General features: G+C 63.6%; 22 protein-coding genes and 2 pseudogenes. 12 read left to right on the top strand and 12 right to left on the bottom strand.

Translation table 11 applies throughout. The features are described from left to right. Window positions 1-19 precede the first annotated feature (19 nt). The 4 genes from SJ05684_RS17005 to SJ05684_RS16990 all read right to left on the bottom strand — a co-directional run bounded on the left by SJ05684_RS17005 (window position 20) and on the right by SJ05684_RS16990 (window position 6039). Window positions 20-1648 carry an ABC transporter ATP-binding protein gene (locus tag SJ05684_RS17005; protein WP_034853471.1) on the bottom strand — a complete coding sequence of 543 codons (1629 nt, stop codon included), beginning with the start codon at window positions 1646-1648 and terminating at the stop codon, window positions 20-22. A gap of 8 nt (window positions 1649-1656) precedes the next feature. Continuing rightward, the gene (locus SJ05684_RS17000) at window positions 1657-2790 is read right to left on the bottom strand and encodes an ABC transporter permease (RefSeq protein WP_034853437.1); all 1134 of its coding nucleotides are present in this window, start codon (window positions 2788-2790) and stop codon (window positions 1657-1659) included. Next, window positions 2790-3875: a microcin C ABC transporter permease YejB gene (locus SJ05684_RS16995; RefSeq protein WP_034853435.1), complete on the bottom strand. Its 1086-nt coding sequence runs from the start codon at window positions 3873-3875 to the stop codon at window positions 2790-2792. Before SJ05684_RS16995 ends, SJ05684_RS17000 begins: the two co-directional genes overlap by 1 nt. Before the next feature lie 310 nt (window positions 3876-4185). Next, a complete protein-coding gene (locus SJ05684_RS16990) occupies window positions 4186-6039 on the bottom strand; it encodes an extracellular solute-binding protein (protein ID WP_034853433.1) in 1854 nt (617 codons plus the stop codon). 216 nt (window positions 6040-6255) lie between these two features. On the opposite strand from SJ05684_RS16990, the gene mepA reads away from it, so the two are divergent. The 6 genes from mepA (at window position 6256) to SJ05684_RS16960 (ending at window position 12306) form a co-directional block, all read left to right on the top strand. After that, on the top strand, window positions 6256-7320 hold the full coding sequence (gene mepA, locus SJ05684_RS16985) for a penicillin-insensitive murein endopeptidase (RefSeq protein ID WP_034853431.1): 1065 nt from the start codon (window positions 6256-6258) through the stop codon (window positions 7318-7320). Window positions 7321-7445: 125 nt separating this feature from the next. Beyond that, window positions 7446-7826: a methylglyoxal synthase gene (locus tag SJ05684_RS16980; protein WP_034853430.1), complete on the top strand. Its 381-nt coding sequence runs from the start codon at window positions 7446-7448 to the stop codon at window positions 7824-7826. Between the two features lie 45 nt (window positions 7827-7871). Further along, on the top strand, window positions 7872-8891 hold the full coding sequence (locus tag SJ05684_RS16975) for a glucokinase (protein WP_034853428.1): 1020 nt from the start codon (window positions 7872-7874) through the stop codon (window positions 8889-8891). A gap of 108 nt (window positions 8892-8999) precedes the next feature. Then, a complete protein-coding gene (locus tag SJ05684_RS16970) occupies window positions 9000-10805 on the top strand; it encodes an ABC transporter ATP-binding protein (RefSeq protein ID WP_034853427.1) in 1806 nt (601 codons plus the stop codon). A 17-nt stretch (window positions 10806-10822) separates the two neighbouring features. Next, window positions 10823-11641 (top strand): 4-hydroxy-tetrahydrodipicolinate reductase, encoded by an 819-nt coding sequence (gene dapB / locus SJ05684_RS16965; protein ID WP_034853426.1) that lies wholly within the window; start codon window positions 10823-10825, stop codon window positions 11639-11641. A gap of 29 nt (window positions 11642-11670) precedes the next feature. Beyond that, the gene (locus SJ05684_RS16960; RefSeq protein ID WP_034853423.1) at window positions 11671-12306 is read left to right on the top strand and encodes a 2,3-bisphosphoglycerate-dependent phosphoglycerate mutase; all 636 of its coding nucleotides are present in this window, start codon (window positions 11671-11673) and stop codon (window positions 12304-12306) included. A gap of 158 nt (window positions 12307-12464) precedes the next feature. Here the strand turns inward: SJ05684_RS16960 and SJ05684_RS16955 are convergent, their stop codons facing one another. Further along, entirely contained in the window at window positions 12465-13337 is an 873-nt protein-coding gene (locus SJ05684_RS16955) for a methylated-DNA--[protein]-cysteine S-methyltransferase (protein ID WP_034853422.1), read from the bottom strand. Between the two features lie 126 nt (window positions 13338-13463). Then, window positions 13464-13961, bottom strand: a complete 498-nt coding sequence (locus SJ05684_RS16950; protein WP_034853414.1) for a DUF2244 domain-containing protein — start codon at window positions 13959-13961, stop codon at window positions 13464-13466. A 22-nt stretch (window positions 13962-13983) separates the two neighbouring features. Here SJ05684_RS16950 and nth point away from each other — a divergent pair, with 22 nt between their 5' ends. Next, window positions 13984-14754 carry an endonuclease III gene (gene nth, locus SJ05684_RS16945; RefSeq protein WP_034853413.1) on the top strand — a complete coding sequence of 257 codons (771 nt, stop codon included), beginning with the start codon at window positions 13984-13986 and terminating at the stop codon, window positions 14752-14754. Between the two features lie 21 nt (window positions 14755-14775). On the opposite strand, the pseudogene SJ05684_RS16940 reads toward nth, so the two are convergent. Then, window positions 14776-15231, bottom strand: a pseudogene (locus tag SJ05684_RS16940) (TetR/AcrR family transcriptional regulator); the annotation flags it as partial. Here SJ05684_RS16940 and SJ05684_RS16935 point away from each other — a divergent pair. Beyond that, window positions 15227-15568, top strand: a pseudogene (locus tag SJ05684_RS16935) (VOC family protein); the annotation flags it as partial. The pseudogenes SJ05684_RS16940 and SJ05684_RS16935 sit on opposite strands and share 5 nt — an antisense overlap. An 89-nt stretch (window positions 15569-15657) precedes the next feature. Beyond that, a complete protein-coding gene (locus SJ05684_RS16930; RefSeq protein WP_034853412.1) occupies window positions 15658-16650 on the top strand; it encodes an adenosine kinase in 993 nt (330 codons plus the stop codon). Window positions 16651-16664: 14 nt separating this feature from the next. Here SJ05684_RS16930 and SJ05684_RS16925 read toward each other — a convergent pair whose 3' ends face one another. Next, window positions 16665-17162, bottom strand: coding sequence for an SH3 domain-containing protein (locus SJ05684_RS16925; protein WP_374188701.1), 498 nt, complete (start codon window positions 17160-17162; stop codon window positions 16665-16667). A 282-nt stretch (window positions 17163-17444) separates the two neighbouring features. On the opposite strand from SJ05684_RS16925, the gene SJ05684_RS16920 reads away from it, so the two are divergent. Then, on the top strand, window positions 17445-18449 hold the full coding sequence (locus SJ05684_RS16920; RefSeq protein WP_034853409.1) for a 2-hydroxyacid dehydrogenase: 1005 nt from the start codon (window positions 17445-17447) through the stop codon (window positions 18447-18449). Here the strand turns inward: SJ05684_RS16920 and SJ05684_RS16915 are convergent. The 3 genes from SJ05684_RS16915 to recF are packed head-to-tail and all read right to left on the bottom strand — an operon-like array spanning window position 18446 to window position 20858. Continuing rightward, window positions 18446-18925 (bottom strand): GNAT family N-acetyltransferase, encoded by a 480-nt coding sequence (locus tag SJ05684_RS16915; protein WP_034853407.1) that lies wholly within the window; start codon window positions 18923-18925, stop codon window positions 18446-18448. The genes SJ05684_RS16920 and SJ05684_RS16915 overlap by 4 nt on opposite strands. Beyond that, window positions 18925-19683, bottom strand: coding sequence for a molybdopterin-synthase adenylyltransferase MoeB (locus SJ05684_RS16910; RefSeq protein WP_034853468.1), 759 nt, complete (start codon window positions 19681-19683; stop codon window positions 18925-18927). The genes SJ05684_RS16915 and SJ05684_RS16910 overlap by 1 nt, the downstream gene beginning before the upstream one ends. A 50-nt stretch (window positions 19684-19733) precedes the next feature. After that, the gene (recF, locus tag SJ05684_RS16905) at window positions 19734-20858 is read right to left on the bottom strand and encodes a DNA replication/repair protein RecF (protein WP_034853405.1); all 1125 of its coding nucleotides are present in this window, start codon (window positions 20856-20858) and stop codon (window positions 19734-19736) included. A gap of 208 nt (window positions 20859-21066) precedes the next feature. Between recF and SJ05684_RS16900 the strand changes: the two genes are divergently transcribed. Both SJ05684_RS16900 and SJ05684_RS16895 read left to right on the top strand, forming a co-directional pair. Next, window positions 21067-21702 (top strand): DUF1326 domain-containing protein, encoded by a 636-nt coding sequence (locus tag SJ05684_RS16900; RefSeq protein ID WP_034853403.1) that lies wholly within the window; start codon window positions 21067-21069, stop codon window positions 21700-21702. Between the two features lie 4 nt (window positions 21703-21706). Then, window positions 21707-22579 carry a DUF2182 domain-containing protein gene (locus SJ05684_RS16895; RefSeq protein ID WP_034853402.1) on the top strand — a complete coding sequence of 291 codons (873 nt, stop codon included), beginning with the start codon at window positions 21707-21709 and terminating at the stop codon, window positions 22577-22579. 145 nt (window positions 22580-22724) lie between these two features. Here the strand turns inward: SJ05684_RS16895 and dnaJ are convergent, their stop codons facing one another. After that, a complete protein-coding gene (dnaJ, locus tag SJ05684_RS16890) occupies window positions 22725-23852 on the bottom strand; it encodes a molecular chaperone DnaJ (RefSeq protein ID WP_034853401.1) in 1128 nt (375 codons plus the stop codon). Window positions 23853-23905 lie beyond the last annotated feature (53 nt).

The raw sequence follows: 23905 nt of genomic DNA, 5'->3' as shown, positions 1-23905 counted from the left end.
AGGTTCTACTGACGGAGTTCTACTGGCGGATGGCGGAAATATTGACGGCTTCCAGATTGAAGGCGGCGGCCATCAGCGCCTTGGTATAATCCTCGCTCGGAGCCTCGAAGATGCGGTCGGCCGGCCCCTGCTCCACGACCCGGCCCATACGCATGACGATCACTTCGTTGGCAAGTGCCCGCACGACCTTCAAGTCATGGCTGATGAAGAGATAGGCGAGATTGTGCTTGCGCTGCAGATCGCGCAGCAGATCGACGACCTGCGCCTGAACGCTCATGTCGAGCGCCGAGGTGGGCTCGTCTAGCATGACGAATTGCGGCTTCAGCACCATGGCGCGCGCGATCGCGATGCGCTGGCGCTGTCCGCCGGAGAACTCATGCGGGTAGCGCCAGCGGGTGGCGGGATCGAGCCCCACCTCTTCCAGGGCGGCGGCGACGCGCGCATCGCGCTCCCCATCGGTGAGCGCCTTTTCGTGGATCCTCAACCCTTCGCCGACGATGTCGGCGATGGACATGCGCGGGCTCAGCGAACCGTAGGGGTCCTGGAAGACCACCTGCATGCGGTTGCGCAGCGGCCGCATCTCGCCGAAGCTGTGGGCATCGATGTCCTGGCCGACGAAAGCGATCCGGCCCTTCGACGAAATCAGCCGCGTCAGCGCCAGGCCGAGTGTCGTCTTGCCCGAGCCGGATTCGCCCACGACCCCGAGCGTCTGCCCAGCGCGGAGCGTCAGGTCGATGCCGTCGACGGCCTTCACATGATCGACGACGCGGCGGAGAAACCCAGCCTTGATCGGAAACCAGACCTTCACGTCCTTCGCCTCGATGACGATCGGCTTCGACGCATCCAATGGCGGCGGCTCTCCCTTCGGCTCGGAGGCGAGCAGGTGCCTTGTATATTCATGCTGCGGATTGGCGAAGATTTCCGCCGTCGGACCGGCCTCGACGATCTTGCCCTTGGTCATGACGCAGACCCGGTCGGCGATCTTGCGCACGATGCCGAGGTCGTGGGTGATGAACAGCATGGACATGCCGTGCTCGTCCTTGAGCGACTTCAGAAGCTCCAGGATCTGTGCCTGAACGGTGACGTCGAGGGCCGTCGTCGGCTCGTCGGCGATCAGGAGTTCCGGGCGGTTGGCAAGCGCCATGGCGATCATCACGCGCTGACGCTGTCCGCCGGAAAGCTGATGCGGATAGGCGCCGAGGCGTTTTTCCGCTTCGCGGATGCCGACCTGACTGAGGAGCTCGAGCGTCCGCGCGCGGCCGGCCGAGCCTTTCAGGCCCTGGTGAAGTTCGAGGATTTCGCCGATCTGCTGCTCGATCGTGTGCAGCGGATTAAGCGAGCTCATCGGTTCCTGGAAGATCATGGTGATGTCGTTGCCGCGAACGTGGCGCAACTCCGCATCGCTTGCCTTCAGGAGGTCCTTGCCGTTGAAGAGGACCTCGCCGTTCGGGTGGCTCGCCGCGGGATAGGGCAGCAGCTTCAGGATCGAGTTCGCCGAAACCGACTTGCCTGAGCCCGATTCGCCGACGAGTCCCACCGTCTCGCCGCGGCGTATGTCGAAGGAAATATGGTCGACGGCAATCGAGGTTTCGCCGCCCTGGTGGAAGGCGACGGAGAGATCGCGGATCGAGAGGAGGGCATCTGTCATCGTCGCGCTCACCGGAACGTCTTTCTCGGGTCGAAGGCGTCGCGCGTCGCTTCGCCGACGAAGATCAGCAGCGACAGCATCACCGACAAGGCGAAGAAGGCGGTCAATCCCAGCCACGGCGCCTGCAGGTTCGATTTTCCCTGGGCGATCATCTCACCGAGCGAGGGGGAACCCGGCGGCATGCCGAAGCCCAGGAAGTCCAGCGACGTGAGCGTCGTGATCGAACCGGAAAGGATGAAGGGCAGGAAGGTCAGCGTCGCGACCATCGCATTCGGCAGGAGGTGCCGATACATGATCGTACCGTTGCCGACGCCGAGCGCGCGCGCCGCATTGACATATTCGAAGTTGCGCGCCCGCAGGAACTCCGCGCGCACGACGCCGACGAAGCCGACCCAGGAGAAGAGCAGCATGATGCCGAGCAGGATGAAGAAGCCGGGCGGCAGGATGGCGGCGATGATGAGCAGGATATAAAGCACAGGCATCGACGACCAGATTTCAATGAAGCGCTGGAAGAGAAGGTCGGTCCAGCCGCCGAAATAGCCCTGCACGGCGCCCGCCGAAACCCCGATCACGGCGGAGGCGATCGTCAGCGCCAGCCCGAAGAGGACGGAGATGCGGAAGCCGTAGATCATGCGCGCCATCACGTCGCGCGCCTGGTCGTCGGTACCGAGCCAATTCATGTTGCCGAGCGTGCAGCCGGGGTCGTCGGCGCCCTGCGGATAGGCGGCGCAGCGCTCCTCCTCATCCATCAGCCAGAAGGGCGGTGTCGGCGCCGAATGAGGGATATAGGAGTTGACCGTCTGGTAGGAATAGCGGATCGGCGGCCAGATCATCCAGCCATTCGCCTCGATCTCGTCGCGGATGAATTCGGAGCGGAAGTCGGTTTCGGCGAGGAATCCGCCGAACTTCTCCTCCGGATAGTTGACGAAGACCGGGAATAGGAGTTCGCCCTTGTAGGAGGCGACGATCGGCCGGTCATTGGCGATGAATTCGGCACAGAGGCTGAGGCCGAACAGGACGAGGAAGATCCAGAGCGACCAGTAGCCGCGCCGATTCGCCTTGAAATTCTGCCAGCGCCGCCGGCCGATCGGAGTCAGCCAGCCTTTTTCCGGCACTTGCGCATAGGTCGTGACGGCACTCATCAGACGTCTCTCCGCTCAAAGTCTATGCGGGGGTCGACCCAGGTATAGATCAGGTCGGAGACAAGGCCGACGAAAAGGCCCATCAGCGAGAAGATGTAGAGCGTCGCAAAGACGATCGGATAATCGCGCTTGACGACCGCGTCATAGCCGAGGCGGCCGAGACCATCGAGCGAGAAGATGTATTCGATCAGCAGCGAACCGGTGAAGAAGGCGGAGATGAAAGCGCCTGGGAAGCCGGCGATAATGATCAGCATCGCATTGCGGAAGACATGGCCGTAGAGCACCCGCCGCTCGGTGAGGCCCTTGGCGCGCGCCGTCGTCACATATTGCTTCTTGATCTCGTCGATGAAGGAATTCTTGGTGAGCAAGGTCGTCGTGGCAAAGGCCGAAAGCAGCAGCGTGATCAGCGGCAGCGTCATGTGCCAGAAGTAATCGAGGATCTTCTGCCACCAGGCAAGCTCATGGAAATTGTCGGAGACGAGGCCGCGCAGGGGAAACCAGTCAAAAAAGGAGCCGCCGGCGAACAGCACGATCAGCAGGATGGCAAAGAGGAAGCTCGGCACCGCATAGCCGATGACGATGACACCGGAGGTCCAGACATCGAAGGTCGAGCCGTCGGAGACCGCCTTCTTGATGCCGAGCGGGATCGAAATGAGATAGGAGAAGATCAGGATCCACACGCCGAGCGAGATCGACACCGGCATTTTTTCGATGATGAGGTCGATGACGGAGGTGTTGCGGAAGAAGCTCTCGCCGAAATCGAAGCGGATATAGTCCCACATCATCGTGGCGAAGCGCTCGAGCGGCGGTTTGTCGAAACCGAACTGCTTTTCGAGCTTGGCAATGAAGTCCGGATCGAGTCCCTGCGCACCGCGATAGCTTCCGCCCTCGTCGCCACCGCCGCCCTGAAGGAGATCGCCGCCGGTGCCGGACAGCCTGTCGGACCCCGCGGCACTGGTAAGGTCGGCGATGACCTGCTCCACGGGACCGCCGGGGGCGAATTGCACGACGGCGAAGGAGATGGCCATGATCCCGACGATGGTTGGGATCATCAGGAGCAGGCGGCGCAGGATGTAGGCACCCATCAGGCGGACCTCGGCATTGTCGTACCGCCGGCCGCCGGGACCAGCCTGGCTGTCGTCTGCCGTCTATGTCGTCTCAATTCCTGAACTCCTCGGCCCTGAGCTCCACGGTCCCGAACTCCTTCAGCACCGCACCAAGGTCGCTGTAGCACTTTAAACTGCTGCATGTCTTTTCCTTAGATCGAAGGTCGATTCAAGGAGAGATGCAGTAGACGCATCGGATCGCACCGGCCCCGTCCCCTAGGCTCAGGACCTAGCTTAACTGATTCGATCCCTGCATTTGGAATCGAGTGAAGCCCCGAGAGCAAGTCCTTCATTGGCTGGCGGCGCTCTTGGACCACCACACGTCGGGAAAGCCGAGTCCGTATTTCGGCAGCTCTTGCGGCCGGGCCAGCTTGTCCCAATAGGCGATCTGGGCGGCCAGCTTATAGTAGAGCGGAATGACGTAATTATGGGCGAGCAGCACGCGGTCGAGCGCCTTGGTGGCCGCAACCAGCGTTTCGCGATTCTTCGCGAAGATCACGCGCTGGACCAAGGCGTCGACGCCGGGATCGGAAATGCCGGCATAATTCCTGGAGCCCTGGCGCGTGGCGGCTGCCGATCCCCAGTAATCCGCCTGTTCGTTTCCAGGGCTCAGGGACTGGCCCCAGACTTCCCAGGTCATGTCGTAGTCGAAGGCGCGCTCGCGATTGGTATATTGCGACGGGTCGACCGTGCGCACGCGCGCCTCGATGCCGATCCGCTTCAGGTTCTGCGTATAGGGCAAGGCGACGCGCTCGAGCGCCGGGCTGCTCAACAGAATCTCGAAGGAGAAGGGCTTGCCCGTCGCCGTATCAACCATCCGGTTACCATTGAGCTCGAATCCCGCCTCATTCAGGAGCTCGATCGCCTTGCGCAGGTTTTCGCGCGCCTTTTGCGGCGTGCCTCCGACGGGATTCTCGTAAGGAGTAGTGAACACTTCCGGCGGCACGAGATCCTTGACCTCATTCAGAATCTCTAATTCCTTGCCTTCCGGCAGACCGGAGGAAGCGAGCTCCGTACCGAAAAAGAAGCTGTCGACGCGCTGGTATTGATTGAAGAATACGGTGCGGTTCAACTCTTCGAAGTCTAAAGCATAGTTCAACGCCTCGCGCACCCGCTCGTCATCGAAAGGCTTGCGGCGCATGTTCGGCACCATCGCCTGCATCACGCCCGTCGCCCGGAAGGGATTGGGAATTTCCTCGCGTTTGACGCGGCCGTTCTTCGCAGCCGGAAAATCGTACGCCGTCGCCCAGCGCATCGCCTGGTTCTCACGCCAATAATCGGTGTTGCCGGAGCGGAAGGCTTCGAACTCGACGTCGCGATCGCCAAAGAAGGAGTAGGTGATCGAATCGAAATTGTTCTGCCCGACATTGACGTTGAGCGAGGCCCCCCAGTAATCGGGCCGGCGCTCGTAGCGGATGGTCCCGCCGGGGGAGAACGATGCGATGCGGTAGGGGCCTGACCCCATGACCGGTTCAAGCGTCGTCCGCGAGATGTCGCGCGGCTTGCCGTCCGGCCCGGTGCTCTCCCACCAGTGCTTCGGCACGATCAGGATCTGCCCGAGGATATGCGGCAATTCGTGATTGTTCTTCTCGTCGAAGTGGAACGTCACCTCCCGGTCCCCTGTCTTCTCCGCCTTTACGACATGCCGATAGTAGCTCTGATAGAGCGGGTTCAATTCCTTCGCCTTGTCGAAGCTGAAGACGACGTCTTCCGGCGTCACCGGCTTGCCATCGGCCCATTTCGCCTCCTGCCTCAGACGGAACGTGGCCGAGGAGATATCGTCCGGGAAGGATACGCTTTCCGCCAGGAGCCCGTAGGCCGTCGAAATCTCGTCCTCGGACGGTTTCATGAGCGTGTCGAAGACGAAACCCAGACCGACGGCCGTTTCGCCCTTCACCAGCAGGGGGTTGAAAGTATCGAAGGTGCCCGTCTGCGAAAGCCTGAGGTCTCCGCCCTTCGGCGCTTCGGGATTCACATAGTCGAAATGCGCAAAGCCCGGCGGATACTTGAGTTCGTCGACGAGCGACAGTCCGTGATGCCAGACCGGCTGCTCTTGAGCCTCTGCCGTTGGCACCAGCAGCAAGGACATTGCCAGGAACGCGGTCGCAAACTTCACTCTTCCAATACCGCCAATGTCCAGCATCCCGTCTTTTCTCCTTGTATTTTCGATAACGCTTTAAAAGAAGAATAAGCGAAATCACGGCAATTGACAGGACCTGCCAAAAATCAGGCGGATTTTTTCAGTCACATCCGGGTGAGTCGCAAGGCTGATGCAATCACGGCGAATCAGGATAGGAGTGGCAGGTCGATGTAGCGCCTGGAGGCTGCCTGTTTCGCGCCTTTGCCGATGGGGGATTGAATGGGATTTGATACGCGCGCGGCGCTTGCACGTTGCGGTTCCGTGCTTCTGAGCCTGGTCGTGGCGGCCGGCCTCTTATCTGCGGATGCGGCTGCGGCCGATGGCACGCCCGCCAAGCAGCTTTTTGGCGCAAAGGCGCTGCCGACGCAATCGGCGGCGGCCGCCTACGGTTTCTATTCGAAGGGGTGTCTTGCCGGAGGCATTGCGATCCCGACCGACGGCCCGACATGGCAGGCCATGCGCCTGTCGCGCAACCGCCGCTGGGGGCATCCGCAGATGATCGCGCTGATCGAGCGCCTCTCCTACGACGCGGCCGAGACGTTCGGCTGGCCCGGCTTGCTGCTCGGCGATATCGCGCAGCCGCGCGGCGGCCCGATGCTCTCCGGCCATGCTTCGCACCAGATCGGCCTCGATGCGGATATCTGGCTGACGCCAATGCCGAAAAGGACGCTGAGCTACGACGAACGCGAGACGATTTCAGCCACGTCCATGCTCGACAAGAAGAGGTTCCTGACAATCGACCCGGCCGCGTGGACGCCCGCCCATGGGCGGCTGATCATGCTGGCGGCGAGCTATCCCGAGGTCGAGCGCGTTTTCGTGAACCCCGCCATCAAGAAGAAGCTCTGCGACACCTGGAAGGGCGACCGCTCAGCGCTGGGCAAGGTCCGGCCGATCTATGGCCACGATTACCATTTCCATATCCGGATCAAATGCCCGACGGGTTCGAAGGGCTGCAAGGATCAGGCCGCGGTGCCCGCCGGAGAGGGTTGCGACAAGTCGCTTGCCTGGTGGTTCACCGACGAGCCCTGGGCGAAGCCGACGAAGAGACCGGCCAAGCCGGTCAAGCCGAGATACGCGACGCTTGACGACCTGCCGAAGGCCTGCGCGCTGGTTTTGAACGGGCCGGCTCCGGCCTCCGAACTGCACGCGACCCATGGCACCGCCTATCGCGCAGCGGCCGCCGTTCCTGCCGCTGCGACCAGCATCGAGGCGATCATCGGTGCGGCGGAAGCGGCGCCGCTCGTAAATATCCCGATCCCCTCGCCGCGTCCGGCTCTGCAGTAGCCGCCCAAATGGCGGCAATAGCCTTCCCATCTTCGCCACGCTCATGTATATGGCATTCAAATCGATTTAAAGAACGCGAGCCGCCCCATCTCATCCGGTTCGCCGTGAGCTCCTCGGAGGCCCCCGTGGCAGATCGCAAATGCCTCGCCCTGATCGCCCATGATCAGAAGAAGGACGACCTTGCCGCCTTCGCCAAGGCGAACGAGGCAGTGCTGACCGGCTGGAAGATCGTTGCGACGGGGACGACTGGCGGTCGCGTGCTCGACATCTGCCCCGGTCTCGACGTGTCGCGACTGAAAAGCGGCCCACTCGGCGGCGATCAACAGATCGGAGCGCTGATCGCGACCGGCGACGTCGATTGCCTGATCTTTTTCGTCGATCCGCTGACGCCAATGCCGCACGACGTTGACGTCAAAGCGTTGATGCGGCTGGCGATCGTCTATGATATCCCCATGGCGCTGAACCGCGCGACCGCCGAGCAGTTGATCGACTTCCGGCGCAACTGATACATAACCGTACCTCTCTCCAAGCCGCGACCAGGACGATCCGCCATGCCCGTTGCGAGTGACCAGACCTTTCCCTTTCCCTTACTGATCGGCGATATCGGCGGCACGAATGCCCGTTTCGCCTTGCTTGTCGACGCTTATGCCGAACCACGGCAACTGCCGCCGATCAAGACCGGCGATTTCGAGACGATCGAGGAGGCGATGCAAAAGAGCATTCTCGACAAGACATCGGTGCGGCCGCGCTCGGCGATCCTCGCGGTCGCCGGGCCGATCCAGGGCGACGAAATCCCGCTGACGAACGCCGGCTGGGTCATCCGGCCGAAGGACATGCTCGCAAGCCTCGGGCTCGACGACGTGCTGGTCATCAACGACTTCGAGGCGCAGGCGCTGGCAGTTGCCGCGCCGGCCGACGAGGACATCGTGCAGATCGGCGGCGGCAGCGTCCTTCCGCGCAGTTCCCGCGTCGTGCTCGGCCCCGGCACCGGCCTCGGCGTCGCGGGTCTGGTGTTCGCCCAGAACACCTGGATCCCGGTGCCCGGCGAAGGCGGCCATGTCGATATCGGGCCATCGAGCGAGCGCGACTTCCAGATATGGCCCTTCCTGGAGCCGATCGAGGGGCGCATGGCGCGCGAACAGATTCTTTGCGGCCGCGGCATCATGAATCTTTATCGCGCCGTTTGCGCGGCCGACGGGATCGATCCGGTGCACGCAGATCAGGCGGAGGTGACGACGGCTGCGCTTGCGGGAGCAGATCCGGCAGCGGTCGAGACTCTGTCGCTCTTCTGCACCTATCTTGGACGAGTCGCCGGCGACATGGCGCTGATCTTCATGGCCCGTGGCGGCGTGTTCCTCGCCGGCGGCATTTCGCAGAAGATACTGTCCGCACTGATGCAACCGGAGTTTCGGACCGCATTCGAGGACAAGGCACCGCATTCGGCGCTGATGCGGACGGTTCCGACTTTTGCGGTGATCCATCCCATGGCAGCTCTTTCCGGGCTCGCCGCCTTTGCGCAGAGGCCGGGTGATTTCGGTGTTGCAACAGAGGGACGGCGCTGGAGAAGCTGACGTGACGGTCGTCGCAAAGACTCGCCAACGGGGCCTCAAGCCACTATAGAGCCCCCGACGCGGGCGCCGGCATGCGGCAGCCATTTCGAGCCAGGAAAGACGGGCTTATTGAACGCCAAGGATAGAAAAGAGCGCGCAGTCGATTCCGAGACCATCAGCGGGATTCTGCGGCGCATCGTCGCCGAAAACGGCCGCGACCACGTTCGTGGCTATGCCTTTGCCATTCTATGCCTGGTGGTGGTGGCAGCCACGACAGGCTTCACGGCGTGGATCATGGAAGCCGTGGTCAACGAGGCCTTCGCCAACAGGCGGGCCGATATCGTGCTCCTGATCTGCGGCGCGATCTTCGCCGCCTTCCTGTTGCGCGGGCTTGCCACCTACGGACAGGCGGTCGCGCTCTCAAAAATCGGCAACAACATCGTCGCACGCTATCAGCGGCGCCTTTATGCGCATCTGATGGCGCTCAGCGTCGGTTATTTCCACGAGCATCGCTCGGCGCAGTTTGCCGCAAAGATCAGCCAGAACGTCAGCGGCATCCGTGACGTCCTGAACATGACCGTGACGTCGATCGCGCGCGACCTTCTGACCCTCATCGGTTTGATCGCCGTCATGTTCAGCAAGGACTGGCTGCTCTCGCTGATCGTCTTCCTCGCCGCGCCGCCCCTGCTCTTTGGCCTACGCTACGTTTCCAAGCGCCTGCGTGCGGCAACGCGCGAGTCCGTCGAGGTCAATAGCCGCGTTCTCGGGGCGATGCAGGAGACCATCCAGGGCATCACCATCGTGAAGGCCTTCACGATGGAGAACCAACTGCGCGGCAAGGTCGAGTCGATCATCGACCGCGCCGAAAACCGGGCGAACCGGATCGCGCGGCTGAGCGAGCGAACCGCGCCGATGACGGAAACCTTTGCCGGACTCGCGATCTCCAGCGTGCTTGCCTATGCCGCCTTCCGGACCATCTATCACAACGTCCCGCCGGGCGCCTTCTTCGCCTTCGTCGCCGCGCTGCTGATGGCCTACGATCCGGCCCGGCGTCTGGCGCGCCTGCAGGTGTCGCTCGAGCGCGCCGCCGTCAATGCGCGCATGATCTACGAGGTCCTCGACACGGTTCCCCATCAGCGGGACCGGCCCGATGCGACCGAGCTGAAGCTCGGCGCGGCGACCGTCGAGCTCAACGACGTGCGCTTCGCCTATGGCAATGGCGACGAGATCCTGAAGGGTGTCAGCTTCCGCGCCGAGGGCGGCAAGACGACGGCCCTTGTCGGACCGTCGGGCGCCGGCAAGTCGACGATCATCAGCCTCATCCCGCGCTTCTATGATCCGCAGTCGGGCCAGATCCTGATCGACGGCCAGGATATCGCCAGCGTCACCAAACGGTCGCTGCGCAACGGTATCGCCTATGTTTCGCAGCAGCCCTATCTCTTCGAAGGCTCGATCCGCGACAACATCCGTTATGGCCGTCCGGACGCCACCGACGCTGAGATCGAGGAGGCGGCGCGGCTTGCCTATGCGCATGAATTCATCCTGGCGCAGCCGCAGGGCTACGACACGCCGGTCGGGGAGCACGGCGTGACGCTTTCCGGCGGTCAGCGCCAACGCCTGTCGATTGCCCGCGCGCTGGTGCGCAACGCACCCATTCTTCTTCTCGACGAGGCGACTTCGGCACTCGACACCGAGTCCGAAGCGGCCGTCCAGAAGGCGCTCGACCATGCCATGAGCGGCCGCACCGTCATCGTCATCGCTCACCGGCTCTCCACCATCGTCAACGCCGACAAGATCGTCGTCATGAGCGATGGGCGGGTCGTGGAGGAAGGCACGCATGGCGAGCTTGCGCGGCGTCCGGACGGGCTCTACGCTCGCCTGCACAATCTGCAAGGCCAGGGCCCGGACGCTACCGCCGAGGCCGAAATCCTGTAAGAACGAGGAAAGCGAGGATGAGCGAAACGGAGATGAAGCTCGTGGTGGTCGGCGCGGGCGGTCGAATGGGCCAGACGCTGATCCGGACCGTCCATGGCATGGACGGCGTTCGGCTCCACGCAGCAGTCGAGCGGCCCGGCTCGCCCTTTATCGGCCGCGACGCCGGCGAGCTTGCCGGTCTCGGCGCAGTCGGAATTCCGGTCACGAACGAGCCGCTCGCGGCCTTTCTTCACGCCGACGGCGTGCTTGATTTCACCGCCCCGGCAGGCACGGTCGAGTTCGCGGGCCTTGCCGCCCAGGCGCGCATCGTCCATGTCATCGGCACGACCGGGTGTTCGGCGGATGACGAGGCGAAGATCCGCGCCGCCGCCCGCCATGCCCGCATCGTCAAGTCCGGCAATATGAGCCTCGGCGTCAACCTCATGGGCGTGCTGACGGAAAAGGCGGCGCGCGCGCTTGCCCCCGCCCATTGGGACATCGAGATCCTGGAAATGCACCACAAGCACAAGGTCGACGCGCCGTCGGGCACGGCCCTCCTCCTCGGCGAGGCGGCGGCCAAGGGACGCGGTATCGACCTCAAGGACCATTCCGTGCGGGTGCGCGACGGCCATACGGGCGCCCGGCCGCAGGGGACGATCGGCTTTGCGACGTTGCGCGGCGGATCGGTGATTGGCGAGCACTCCGTCATGCTGGCCGGTGAGGGCGAGATGGTGACGCTCTCGCATAGCGCCACGGACCGCTCGATTTTCGCGCGCGGCGCCGTCACGGCGGCGCTCTGGGCCCGCGACCAGAAACCCGGTTTCTACTGCATGCTCGATGTTCTCGGGCTCAACTGATCCATCAATTTCTTGAAGAGGAAATCGAAATGAGCGGCACACTCGTCCTCGTCCGGCATGGCCAGAGCGACTGGAACCTGCAGAACCTGTTCACCGGCTGGCGCGATCCGGACCTGACGGAGCTCGGCGTCGACGAGGCGAAGGCCGGCGGCAAGGCGCTCGCGGACTACGGCATCAAGTTCGACATCGCCTTTACCTCCGCCCTCGTCCGCGCCCAGCGCACCTGCCAGTTCGTGCTTGACGCCGTCGGCCAATCGTCGCTGGAAACGATCCGCGACCAGGCGCTCAACGAACGCGACTACGGCGATCTCTCCGGCCTCAACAAGGACGATGCCCGTAAGAAATGGGGCGAGGAGCAGGTCCATATCTGGCGCCGCTCCTACGACGTGCCGCCGCCCGGCGGCGAGAGCCTGCGCGACACCGGCGCCCGCGTCTGGCCCTATTACCTCACCGACATCCTGCCGCACGTGCTTTCCGGCGAGAAGGTGCTCGTCGCCGCCCACGGCAACTCGTTGCGCTCGCTCGTCATGGTGCTCGACCGGCTCACGAAGGAAGAAGTTCTGAACCTCAACCTCGCGACCGGCGTGCCGATGGTCTACAAGCTGAAGGCGGATTCCACGGTCGCTTCGAAAGAAGTCCTCGGCGACATGTCGGGCGCGCATTAGGCGAACGATTTTACGAGATATTGCCCCTCAGTCCCTCTCCCCGCACGCGGGGAGAGGGGACTGAGGCATTGCGGTAAGTCCCTTCTCCCCGCTTGCGGGGAGAAGGTCGTGGCAGCGGGATGAGGGGCAAACCGCGCTCCATCATTCCTCACGCACATTCACGCCCTTCCCGCTTCCCATCCAAGAATCGCGCGTTTGCGCGTCAGGCCCCAATGATAGCCGGTGAGTTCGCCACCCTTGCCGAGCGCGCGGTGGCAGGGCACGACGAAGGAGATCGGGTTGCGGCCGACAGCCGCGCCGACGGCCCGCGACGCGGCCGGCTGACCGATCTCGTCTGCGATCCGGGAATAGGTCGTGGCCTTGCCGAAAGGCACCTTCAGAAGTGCCTGCCAGACCCTCACCTGAAAATCCGAACCGATCAGGAAAATTCGGAGCGGCTCTTCGGCGCACCAGCGATCCGGATCGAAGATGCGAGCGGCATAGCGAGCCGTTGCCGCACTGTCTTCGACATAGGCCGCGTTCGGCCATCGGCGGGCCATGTCGTCGAAGCCTGCGCGCTCCTCGCCGGGGTCGGCAAAGGCAAGACCCGCGAGACCGCGATCGGTCACCATCACCAATGCCGTTCCGAAGGGCGACGGATGATAGCCGTGGCGAATGGTCAAGCCGCCGCCGCGCGCCTTCCATTCGCCCGGGGACATCGCCTCATGCGTAACGAAGAGGTCATGAAGCCGTCCCGGTCCGGAGAGGCCGACTTCGATGCTGGCCTCCAGGAGCGGCATGTCCTCATCGCGTAGCAGCCGCTTGGCATGGTCCAGCGTCACGGCCTGAAGGAAAGCCTTGGGAGAAAGGCCCGCCCAGCGGGTAAAGACCTTTTGCAATTGCGTCGGCGACTGCCCGAGCCGCCGTGCAAGCGTCTCGAGCGACGGCTGGTCGCGATAGTCCTCCGTCAGCATTTCGATCACGCACCGGACCGTGTCGTAGTCGGTGCCGTGCGGGGTGATGTCTGTCGGGATGGATGTGGCGACGTTCATGGCTGATCTCCTGTCATGCCGCAGCTAACCATCCAGGGGAGCGGATAACCACCCGATTCCTGTTGGGTGGGAAGCCTACACTGTCCTTTGTGCGTCCTTCTGGACGCGCAAAGGACGCCAGTCTGCTCAGCGCGACCTGGCCGTCGCCAGGGCCCGGGCAAAGGCAAGGGCAAAGCTCTCGCGATCGTCCGGGTTGAGAAATGAGCCGATATCGATCTGCCGGCCACGGCTGCCGATCTTCATCGAAACAATGCCGATCTCCCGATGCCGGTTGATGCTGAAACGAGCCCAGAAGGTGTTGAAGCGGTGCTCGGTTATCCGCCCCGACGGCGCGAACTTTTTCACCGAGACGTCGGTACGCGAAACGCTGACCTCCTCGCGGGCGCGGGCCGTATGATAGTTGAGCCAGAAGGCGCCGAAGAGAAGGAAGAAATCCAGGCCGAAGAAGAAGACGATCGGCCAGGCGCCGATGACCAGGAACACGACGATGTGAACGAGGCTCATCGCGCCGGCGATCATCAGCAGGATCTTGAAGCCTCTAGGGCCGAGGGAGCGGTGGGGCGTAAGCTCAGCCGAAAAGATCGGCTGGTCTTCGATATGTGGCTGAGCGTTGCCTTCGGTCATAACCAATGACTATAGATGCGGTATGAAAAACGTCAAATCAACGTCGCGAGCCTCCAGGTCGAAATCCGTGACGCCGCGCCTTGCGGGCGGCCGCAAACGCAGCGCCTACAGCGCGGGGGAAGTCGAGGAGATCTTTCGCCGCTTTTCGGTGCAGCGGCCGGAGCCCAAGGGCGAACTCGAGCACGTCAACGCCTTCACGCTGCTGGTCGCGGTCGCGCTCTCGGCGCAGGCGACTGACGTGGGCGTCAACAGGGCGACGCGCCCGCTCTTTTCCGTTGCCGACACGCCGGAAAAAATGCTGGCGCTCGGCGAGGAGAGGCTGCGCGACTATATCAAGACGATCGGGCTTTACCGCAACAAGGCGAAGAACGTCATTGCGCTCTCCGAGAAGCTGATCACCGACTTCGACGGCGAAGTGCCCCGTACGCGCGAGGAACTGATCAGCCTGCCGGGCGTCGGGCGCAAAACCGCCAACGTCGTCCTGCAAATGGCCTTCGGCCAGGCGGCGATCGCCGTCGACACGCATATTTTCCGCATCGCCAACCGCATACTTCTTGCGCCCGGCAAGACGCCGGACGAGGTCGAGTCACATCTTTTGCGTGTGGTCCCTGAGAAATATCTCTATCACGCGCACCACTGGCTGATCCTGCATGGCCGCTATGTCTGCAAGGCGCGTCGGCCGGAATGCGAACGCTGCGTCATCGCCGACCTCTGCAGATCGCCCGAGAAGAGCTGCGATATCCCGGCTCCGCTCGTGGAACTGCCGCCGCAGGTCCTTCCCGTCGCTGGCTGACGGACGGCGCGACCGCGGACCTCAATCGGCGATCAGACGATCAATCAGCCGGTCGATGGCATAGGCATAGTCGGCCCGGGCGGCACCGGCATCGATCTCGAGCGCGGCCCGGTCGAAGGCGGCCGAGAGCAGGAAGGCCATCGCCTTGATGGCCTTGTCCCCCAAGCGGCGCGGCGCCAAGGCCGCCGCGAGCCCCTCCTCCAGCGTTCGTCCGCCATGAGCGGCGTCGATCGCTGCCATTTCGGTGACGCCGAGGACTGCCGGTCCGTCGAGTAGCAGAAGGCGCACCCTCCCGGGAACGGCCATGGCCTCGAAATAGGCGGCGGCACCGGCGAGCAGCGCCTCCCGAGCCGAGAGGTCACCGGCCGATGTTTCAATCGTCGCGGCGACCTTGCCGGCCTCCTTCTCGACCACTGCCCGAAACAGCGCCCTCTTGTCCTCGAAATGATGGTAGAGCGCGCCGCGTGTCAGCCAGGCCCTCTTCAAGAGCGATTGGTATGTGCATCTCCAGTCGATCGAGGACGAGCACGTGACGCTCGCCATCCTCGACTATCGCCATGAAACCGTGCCGGAAACGCACAGGGCGCCCGCAAAGGGCCTGCTCCTGAACTTCGAGGTCGAGGATCCCGACCGGCTATATGCGGGGGCGCAGGCAGCCGGCCTTCCGATCCTGAAGCCGATCTGCGACGAGGCTTTCGGCCAGCGTCACTTCATCACCGCCGATCCGAACGGCGTGATGATCGACATAATCAAGCCGATCCCGCCAAGCGACGAATTCGCGGCGCTTTACGAAGCGACGGCATTGCCAAAGTGATTACGTTCCTTTTGCTCGTTTCGGCTTCCAAATGCCCGGAAAACCGGTATTAACGATTACCGGCCATTCAGGAAACCGGACGGGGGCTCATGACAAGATTCGATGTCCTGACGATCGGCAATGCGATCGTCGATATCATTGCGCGCTGCAACGACAACTTTCTCGTGGAGAACGGCATCATCAAGGGCGCGATGAACCTCATCGACGCGGAGCGGGCGGAACTGCTCTACTCGCGCATGGGCCCGGCGGTCGAAGCCTCGGGCGGCAGTGCCGGCAATACGGCGGCGGGCGTCGCAAGCCTCGGAGGGCGCGCCGCCTATTTCGGAAAGATCGCCGACGACCAGCTCGGCCAGATCTTCACTCATGATATCCGCGCCCAGGGCGTGCATTTCCAGACGAAGCCGCTCGATAGCATGCCGCCGACTGCGCGTTCGATGATCTTCGTGACCGAGGACGGCGAACGCTCGATGAACACCTATCTCGGCGCCTGCGTCGAGCTCGGTCCGGAGGATGTCGAGCCCGAAGTCGTCGCCGAATCCAGGCTTACCTATTTCGAAGGGTACCTGTGGGATCCGCCGCGCGCCAAGGATGCGATCCGCGAGGCGGCGCGCATTGCCCATGCGCATGGCCGCGAAACGGCGATGACGCTTTCCGACAGTTTCTGCGTGCACCGCTATCGCGACGAGTTCCTCGATCTGATGCGCTCGGGCACCGTCGATGTCGTCTTCGCCAATCGGCAGGAAGCCCTGGCGCTCTATGAGACGGAGGATTTCGACCTGGCGCTGGCGAAGCTCGCCAAGGACTGCAAGCTCGCCGCCGTGACGCTGAGCGAGGAGGGCTCCGTCGTCATCCGCGGGGACCAGTGCGTGCGGGTGCGGGCAAGTGCGATCGAACATGTGGTCGACACCACCGGCGCCGGCGACCTTTATGCAGCCGGCTTCCTCCACGGCTACACAAGCGGCCGCTCGCTCGAAGACTGCAGCCGCCTCGGCAATCTGGCGGCGGGCATCGTCATTGGGCAGATCGGGCCGCGGCCGATGATGTCGCTTGCCGATGCCGCCAGGAAGGCCGCGCTTCTCTGACGGGAGGCCAATGGCTATTTGAAGGCCTCGCCCGGATAGGCGCCCCAGATCTCGCTCTGGGCGATCCAGCCTTCCACCCCTTGCGTTTCGGCATGGCACCAGTCGCCGTTGCATTCGCCGATGCGCAGCTGCACGCCCGGCTCCATGCGGGCAACGATCGGCGCCGTACCCTGCGGATCGCGCCTTAGATTGACGAAGATGCCCTCGCCCTTGCCGCGCATCCATGGAGCGGCGATGGCGGTGCGGTCGCCGGAAAGCAGCGCCTGGTTGACCCAGCCCTCGGTTCCGTCGGCATCGCGGACACGGCGCCAATTGTCGTATTCCTGGATGATCTCGACCGGAACGCCGGGCTTGAGATAGCGGAACGCGACAGCATAATCGAGGCTGGGGCCGATTCGCAGGTTGACGCTTTTCGCCTTCAGGCTGACGAAGCGGGGGAGCGGCAGTCCGCTCGGCCCCTTGGCCGCCTGGGCATGGGCGACTGACGTCATCGGGGCCGTTCCGAGAAACATGGCCAATACGAGGGCGGAGGCTTTGGAAATGACATGACGCATGACGAAGCTCATCTTCCGTTCGTAAGCGAAGCTTTATCGATCCACGGCCAAAGGACGCGGGCCGTTTCGAACCGATTTGGCCGCAATCTCGCGCGCCGGGCCGGGCACGCGTCGCAAATCCGGTGTCCGGACAGCGACTTTTAATTGTCTTCCCCACCGGGTCTGGTAGAAACTGCGGCTGTAGGGAGAAACTATCGCCCAACTTGGTTAAGGACCCGTCAACGAGGCCCGCTCGCGCGAATGACAAGCAAGAAGAAGCCGACCGTCTACATCACCCGGAAACTGCCGGATGTCGTCGAAACCCGGATGCGCGAATTGTTCGACGCGGAATTGAACATCGACGACTCGCCGCGCAGCCAGCCGGAGCTCGTCTCCGCGGTCAAGCGGGTCGACGTGCTGGTGCCGACGGTGACGGACCGGATCGATGCGGCCCTTATCGAGCAGGCGGGACCGCAGCTCAAGCTGATCGCCGCCTTTTCCAACGGTGTCGACAACATCGATGTCGATGCCGCCGCCCGCAAGGGCATCACCGTCACCAACACGCCCAACGTACTGACGGAGGATACGGCGGACATGACCATGGCGCTCATTCTGGCAGTGCCGCGCCGGCTCGCGGAGGGTGCGCGCATCCTGACCGACCGCAAGGGCGAATGGGCGGGCTGGTCGCCGACCTGGATGCTCGGCCGGCGCATTGCCGGCAAACGCATCGGCATCCTCGGCATGGGGCGGATCGGCACTGCGGTCGCCCGCCGCGCCAGAGCGTTCGGCCTTTCCATCCACTATCACAACCGCCATCGCGTCAGCCCGGAAACCGAGGAAATGCTCGAGGCGACCTATTGGGACAGCCTCGACCAGATGCTTGCCCGCGTCGACATCGTCTCGGTCAACTGCCCCTCGACGCCGGCGACCTATCATCTCCTGTCGGCCCGGCGGCTGGCGCTGATGCGTCCGGACAGCTATATCGTCAACACGGCGCGCGGCGACGTCATCGACGAAGTGGCGCTGATCAAGTGCCTGCGCGAGGGCAAGATCGCCGGCGCCGGCCTCGACGTTTTCGAGAATGAGCCGGCCATTAATCCCAAGCTGATCAAGCTCGCCGGAGAAGGCAAGGTCGTGCTCTTGCCGCATATGAGCTCGGCCACGCTCGAGGGGCGCATCGACATGGGCGAAAAGGTCGTGATCAACATCCGCACCTTCTTCGACGGCCACCGGCCGCCGGACCGCGTACTGCCGGGGCGGGATTAGAGCGTCGGCCCGATCACCTTCCTCATCTCGATCGAGGTCGGGCCCGCGAAACCGGGATGAGCGGAGCGGCCCGCTTCGACGAAGCCCCAGGCCGCGAAGATCTCATGGTTCTCCGTGAGTTCGATGCGGGTCTGAAGCCTCAGCGCCGGGAGTGAAAGGCTGCGGGCCGTTTCCTCCGCAATGGCAATCAGATGTCGGCCGATCCCAGTTCCCTGCGAAGCAGGCGCAACCGCGAGTTTGCCGACATAGAGGCAATTCGGCTCGGGCTTCAGGAAGACGCAGCCGAGCAGCTCGCCGCCCGCGATCGCACCGAACGCGATCTCATCGCTTGTCTTCCGGCGCAGCGAGTCCACCGTCAAGGCGTGGGCAGAGGATGGTGGATCGATCCGTCCATCCATATAGGCGAAGGCGGCGAGAATCAGCGCGAGCAGCTCGTCGTAGCGATCGAAGCCCGGATCAAATCGAACCGTGTCCATCAAACTTTGCCGCGCCGGTAGCGGATCGTACTGAACTCGGCGGCAAGCGCATCGTAGAGCAACAGCCGGCCAACCAGCGGCACGCCGATGCCCGTCACGAGCTTGATGGCTTCCATCGCCTGCAGCGTACCGATGACGCCGGTGAGCGCACCGACGATGCCGGCTTCGGCACAGGCCGGCACGGCACCCGGCGGCGGCTTGGTCGGGAAGAGATCGCGGTAGGACGGGAGGGAGTTTCCGCCAGCATCCGTTTCATAGGGTTTCAACACCGTGACCGAGCCGTCGAAACGGCCGACGGCGCCGGTGACCAGCGGCACGCGGGCCGCTTCCGCCGTGTCGGCCGCCAGATAACGCGTTTCGAAGTTGTCCGAGCCGTCGACGACCAGGTCGTATTGGCGGAAGATCGCTTCGGCATTGTCGGGCTGAAGCCTAAGCGTATGCGGCACGACCCTCACATGCGGGTTGAGGTCCGCGATCCGGTCCGCAGCGCTCTCGACCTTTGGCCGGCCGATATCGCTCGTGCCGTGGATGACCTGCCGCTGCAGGTTCGACAGCGACACCAGATCATCGTCGATGATGCCCAGCGTTCCGACCCCGGCGGCGGCAAGATATTGCAGCACGGGCGCGCCAAGCCCCCCGGCGCCGACGACGAGCACGCGCGCGGCCTTCAGCTTCTGCTGGCCTGCACCCCCGATCTCGGCAAGCACGATATGGCGCGCATAGCGGGCTATTTCGGAAGGATCGAGGGCTGCGGTCATTTCCGTCTCCGTCTGGATTCTTGCCGAAGCGGCCTTCGGCAGAGCCGATGTCACTCCGAAACGCGGCCGTTTGCAACGGTCAGGTAGCGTCCCCGCTCGCCGAGCGCCTCAAACATCGCCCGGTCCGTGCCGGTCATGAAGGCCTGTCCGCCGAGTTCATCGACGCGATCGAAGAGGGCGGCCCGCCGCCCCCGGTCGAGATGGGCGGCAATCTCGTCGAGAAGCAGGATCGGGGCATGGCCGGTCATGTCGCCGACGAGGCGCGCATGGGCAAGCACCAATCCGATCAACAGCGCCTTCTGCTCGCCGGTCGAACAGCGTTCCGCCTCCATGTCCTTTTCGCCGTGGCGGATCAGGAGATCGCTACGGTGCGGGCCTTCGAGCGTCCGGCCCGCGGCGGCGTCACGAAGACGGCCTTCCTGCAGCATGGCGAGATAGCGCTCCTCGAGGTCATAGGCCGGCAGGCCGTGGCAATCGTCGAGGAAGCCGGAAAGCGACAAACGGGCGGACGGGAAGGAACTGTTCCCCTGGCTGCGCTCGACAAGGGCCGCGAGCAGGCCCAGCATTTCCAGCCGGGCGAGCGCCATCGAGACGCCGAGCCCCGCCATTTCGCGCTCGATCGCCGAAACCCAGGCAGGATCCGGTCGGAACTCCGAAAGCAGGCGGTTGCGGCTGCGCATCGCGCGGTCGAACTCGCTCGCCCGCCGCCCGTGTTCGGGATCGAGCGAGAGCACCAGCCGGTCGAGAAACCGGCGGCGATCGCCGGCCGGGCCGGTGAAGAGCCCGTCCATGGCGGGCGTCAGCCAGAGCACACGCAGGTGGTCGGTGAGTTCGTCGACGGTGCGTGCCGGCGTGCCGTTGAGCCTCAGTCGGCGCGCCTGTCCCTCTTCGCCGCCCGCCGTCCCCGTACCGATTTCGACTGGCCCCTCCATGCCGTCGACCACAGCGAAAACCGAAAAGCCGTCCGCGGCCCCGATGCGCGCGACATCCGCGTAAGCCGCGCGACGCAAGCCGCGCCCGGGCGAGAGGAAGGAGATCGCCTCCATGAGATTGGTCTTGCCCGCACCGTTTTCGCCGGTCAGCACCACATGACGCTGGTCGAGATCGAACGCCAGTGCCGCATAATTGCGAAAGTCAGTGAGCTTCAGGCGGGTGATGTAGACCTTGTGAGGCATTGCGGGTCCGGATTCGAGTTCCTGTCAGGTAGGACGAATGGCAAGCCAAGGCAAGACGAAAGGCTGCGCCTTGGGCCGTCTACTCACCGCGCGATCGCTCACCGTTGGCATGACCGCCGTTCGGCGGTATATTTTCCAAGCGTAATAAACGTCTCGCGCATCCAAAGGGAGTTTGGCGAACAAAAGAGCAGAAAGCCGGGAGGAGACGATGGTTGACGTCAAATGGACGATCAAGGGCCGTGAATTCATTCATTGCAATTGCGCCTATGGCTGCCCCTGTCAGTACAATGCCCTGCCAACGCAAGGGAACTGCCGCGCGATCGGCGTGGTGGAGATCGAGGAGGGACACCATGGCGATATCCGGCTCGACGGCTTGAGATGCGGCATAATTGTCGCCTGGCCGGGCGCGATTCATGAGGGTGGCGGCGAGGTCGTGCCGATCGTCGACGAGCGCGCTTCCGAGGAGCAGCGCGAGGCACTCTTGCGGATCATGAGCGGCCAGGACACCGAGCCCGGCGCGACATTCTTCCAGGTATTCTCGACCACTTTCGACAAGGTCCACGATCCGGTCTTCGCACCAATCGAGTTCGAAATGGACGTGGATGGCCGCACGGCCCGCGTCAACGTCCCCGGCTGGATCGAAGCGCGCGGAGAGCCGATCGTCAATCCGGTGACTGGGACGCCGCATCGCGCCCGTCTCACGCTTCCGGACGGCTTTGAATACGACACCTGCGAAGTCGGGCGCGGCTGGGCGACGACCACGGGTCCCGTGACCGTTTCGCTCTCGGACTCGCACGCGCATTTTGCGAAGCTCCACATGACAGAAAGCGGCGTGGTCCACTGACATCATGGCGGACAGCGCCCTTGAATCCCTGTTGCGGCGCGACCGGACGATCGTCGCCGCCTCGCTCGCCACGCTGACGGCGATCTCCTGGATCTACATCCTGTGGCTGGCTGCGACCATGGATATGGGCGGCATGGCCATGCCCGAAACGAATATGGCCATGGGCACGGATATGGACCTGCCGGCGGAAACCGGCAGGTCCATGGGGACGGATCAGGAAGCCGGCGGACTTGCCTCGGTTCTCGGCCTCCAGCCGCGGCCGTGGAGCGCGGTGGAGGCCGGCGTCATGGCGACGATGTGGATCGTGATGATGGTGGGCATGATGCTTCCCTCGGCGACGCCGATGATCCTGCTCTATGCGCATGTGGGGCGGCACAGCCTGCGTCAGGGCAAACCCTTCGCTTCAACAGGCTTTTTTGCGGGCGGCTACCTGCTCACCTGGACCGGCTTCGCGCTCGCCGCAACGCTCGGTCAATGGCTGATCGAGGGAACGTTGCTCACTCCGGCGCTCGCGAGCGCCAGCCGCGTCTTCAGCGGCATCGTGCTCATGGCGGCGGGGCTTTACCAGTGGACGCCGCTCAAGGACGTCTGCCTTAGCCAATGCCAGGCACCGATCGTTTTCATCCAGACCCATGGGGGCTTCCGCCGTGATCCGCGCGGCGCAGTCGCTCTCGGCTTTCGCCATGGTCTTTATTGCGTCGGCTGCTGCTGGGCCTTGATGGCACTTCTTTTCGTCGGCGGCATCATGAATGTGCTGTGGATCGCGGCGATCGCCGCCTTCGTGCTCATCGAGAAGCTGGTGCACGCCGGGCGCGTTCTTCCCCGTGCGACCGGTGCGGTGCTCATTGCGGCGGGCCTCTGGCAATTGATGGCCTAAACAAACTAATGTCCCGCCGTTCGCCGCAGTGCGACGTTGGCTGTCGAACTTGCCCTCGACCGGCCTGCCGGGGCGCGCGCCCGGTTCCCTCTCCCCGCTTTTACGGGGAGACGGTCAGGGTGAGGGGCAAAAATCGAAAGGCCAGCTACTCGCTCAGCGTGTCGAAGAAATCCTTCATGCGGGAGAAGAAGCCCGCCGACTGCGGATTGTTCTCCTTCGAAGAGATCTGCTCGAACTCCTGCAGGAGTTCGCGCTGGCGCTTGGTGAGCTTCTGCGGCGTCTCGATCTGGATCTGGATATAGAGATCGCCCATCTGGTTGGAGCGCAGCACCGGCATGCCTTTGCCCTTGAGGCGGAACTGCTTGCCGGCCTGGGTGCCTTCGGGCACCGTGACTCGGGATTTCGTTCCGTCGAGCGTGGTCACGTCGAACTTGCCGCCGAGCGTCGCCGTCGTCATCGAGATTGGCACGCTGCAATAGAGATCGGCGCCGTCGCGTTGGTAGAACTCATGCGGCCTCACCGAAAGGAAAATATAAAGATCACCCGGCGGGCCGCCGCGAAGGCCGGCTTCGCCCTCGCCGGAAAGGCGGATACGGGTACCATCCTCGATGCCGGCCGGAATATTGACCGAGAGCGTGCGCTCCTCCATGACCCGGCCCTGGCCATGGCACTTGGTGCAGGGATCGGTGATCGTCTGGCCACGGCCACCGCAGCTCGGGCAGGTGCGCTCGATCGAGAAGAAGCCCTGGGCGGCGCGGATACGGCCGCTGCCCTGGCAGGTGGAACAGGTCTTCGGACTGGTGCCGGGCTTGGCGCCCGTTCCGGTGCAAACGTCGCAGGTGACGGAGGTCGGCACGCGGATCTGCGCCGTCTTGCCGATATACGCCTCCTCAAGCGTAATCTCCATGTTGTAGCGGAGATCCGCGCCGCGCTCGCGCCCCCCGGCCGAGCGGCGCTGGCGGCCGCCCATCATCTCGCCGAAGATGTCCTCGAAAATATCGGAGAAGCCGCCGGCACCGCCGCCCGCAAAGCCGTTGCCCATGCCGCCCTGCTCGAAGGCCGCATGGCCGTAGCGGTCGTAGGCCGCCCGCTTCTGCGGGTCCTTCAACATTTCGTAGGCTTCGTTGATTTCTTTGAAGGTCTTTTCCGCTTCCGTGTCGCCGGGATTGCGATCCGGATGGTACTTCATCGCCAGTTTGCGGAAGGCGCTTTTCAGCTCCTTCTCGTCTGCGTTCTTTCCCACGCCAAGCGTTTCGTAAAGATCACGTTTCATGCTTCAAAGATTGTCCTGTTGACAGGGCTTGCCAGCGCGAAGGATCCGACGGC

This window comes from Sinorhizobium sojae CCBAU 05684 (genome assembly GCF_002288525.1).
GTDB classification, from domain to species: Bacteria; Pseudomonadota; Alphaproteobacteria; order Rhizobiales; family Rhizobiaceae; genus Sinorhizobium; species Sinorhizobium sojae.
The sequence above is the reverse complement of the archived record's forward strand: the minus strand, read 5'-3'. Positions and strand labels throughout refer to the sequence as shown.

Bases quoted from the DNA above. Each gene is read 5' to 3' on its own strand.
- SJ05684_RS17005 (WP_034853471.1), bottom strand. From the start codon at position 1,648: ATGACAGATGCCCTCCTCTCGATCCGCGATCTCTCCGTCGCCTTCCAC.
- SJ05684_RS17000 (WP_034853437.1), bottom strand. From the start codon at position 2,790: ATGAGTGCCGTCACGACCTATGCGCAAGTGCCGGAAAAAGGCTGGCTG.
- SJ05684_RS16995 (WP_034853435.1), bottom strand. From the start codon at position 3,875: ATGGGTGCCTACATCCTGCGCCGCCTGCTCCTGATGATCCCAACCATC.
- SJ05684_RS16990 (WP_034853433.1), bottom strand. From the start codon at position 6,039: ATGCTGGACATTGGCGGTATTGGAAGAGTGAAGTTTGCGACCGCGTTC.
- mepA (WP_034853431.1), top strand. From the start codon at position 6,256: ATGGGATTTGATACGCGCGCGGCGCTTGCACGTTGCGGTTCCGTGCTT.
- SJ05684_RS16975 (WP_034853428.1), top strand. From the start codon at position 7,872: ATGCCCGTTGCGAGTGACCAGACCTTTCCCTTTCCCTTACTGATCGGC.
- dapB (WP_034853426.1), top strand. From the start codon at position 10,823: ATGAGCGAAACGGAGATGAAGCTCGTGGTGGTCGGCGCGGGCGGTCGA.
- SJ05684_RS16960 (WP_034853423.1), top strand. From the start codon at position 11,671: ATGAGCGGCACACTCGTCCTCGTCCGGCATGGCCAGAGCGACTGGAAC.
- SJ05684_RS16955 (WP_034853422.1), bottom strand. From the start codon at position 13,337: ATGAACGTCGCCACATCCATCCCGACAGACATCACCCCGCACGGCACC.
- SJ05684_RS16950 (WP_034853414.1), bottom strand. From the start codon at position 13,961: ATGACCGAAGGCAACGCTCAGCCACATATCGAAGACCAGCCGATCTTT.
- nth (WP_034853413.1), top strand. From the start codon at position 13,984: ATGAAAAACGTCAAATCAACGTCGCGAGCCTCCAGGTCGAAATCCGTG.
- SJ05684_RS16930 (WP_034853412.1), top strand. From the start codon at position 15,658: ATGACAAGATTCGATGTCCTGACGATCGGCAATGCGATCGTCGATATC.
- SJ05684_RS16925 (WP_374188701.1), bottom strand. From the start codon at position 17,162: ATGTTTCTCGGAACGGCCCCGATGACGTCAGTCGCCCATGCCCAGGCG.
- SJ05684_RS16920 (WP_034853409.1), top strand. From the start codon at position 17,445: ATGACAAGCAAGAAGAAGCCGACCGTCTACATCACCCGGAAACTGCCG.
- SJ05684_RS16915 (WP_034853407.1), bottom strand. From the start codon at position 18,925: ATGGACACGGTTCGATTTGATCCGGGCTTCGATCGCTACGACGAGCTG.
- SJ05684_RS16910 (WP_034853468.1), bottom strand. From the start codon at position 19,683: ATGACCGCAGCCCTCGATCCTTCCGAAATAGCCCGCTATGCGCGCCAT.
- recF (WP_034853405.1), bottom strand. From the start codon at position 20,858: ATGCCTCACAAGGTCTACATCACCCGCCTGAAGCTCACTGACTTTCGC.
- SJ05684_RS16900 (WP_034853403.1), top strand. From the start codon at position 21,067: ATGGTTGACGTCAAATGGACGATCAAGGGCCGTGAATTCATTCATTGC.
- SJ05684_RS16895 (WP_034853402.1), top strand. From the start codon at position 21,707: ATGGCGGACAGCGCCCTTGAATCCCTGTTGCGGCGCGACCGGACGATC.
- dnaJ (WP_034853401.1), bottom strand. From the start codon at position 23,852: ATGAAACGTGATCTTTACGAAACGCTTGGCGTGGGAAAGAACGCAGAC.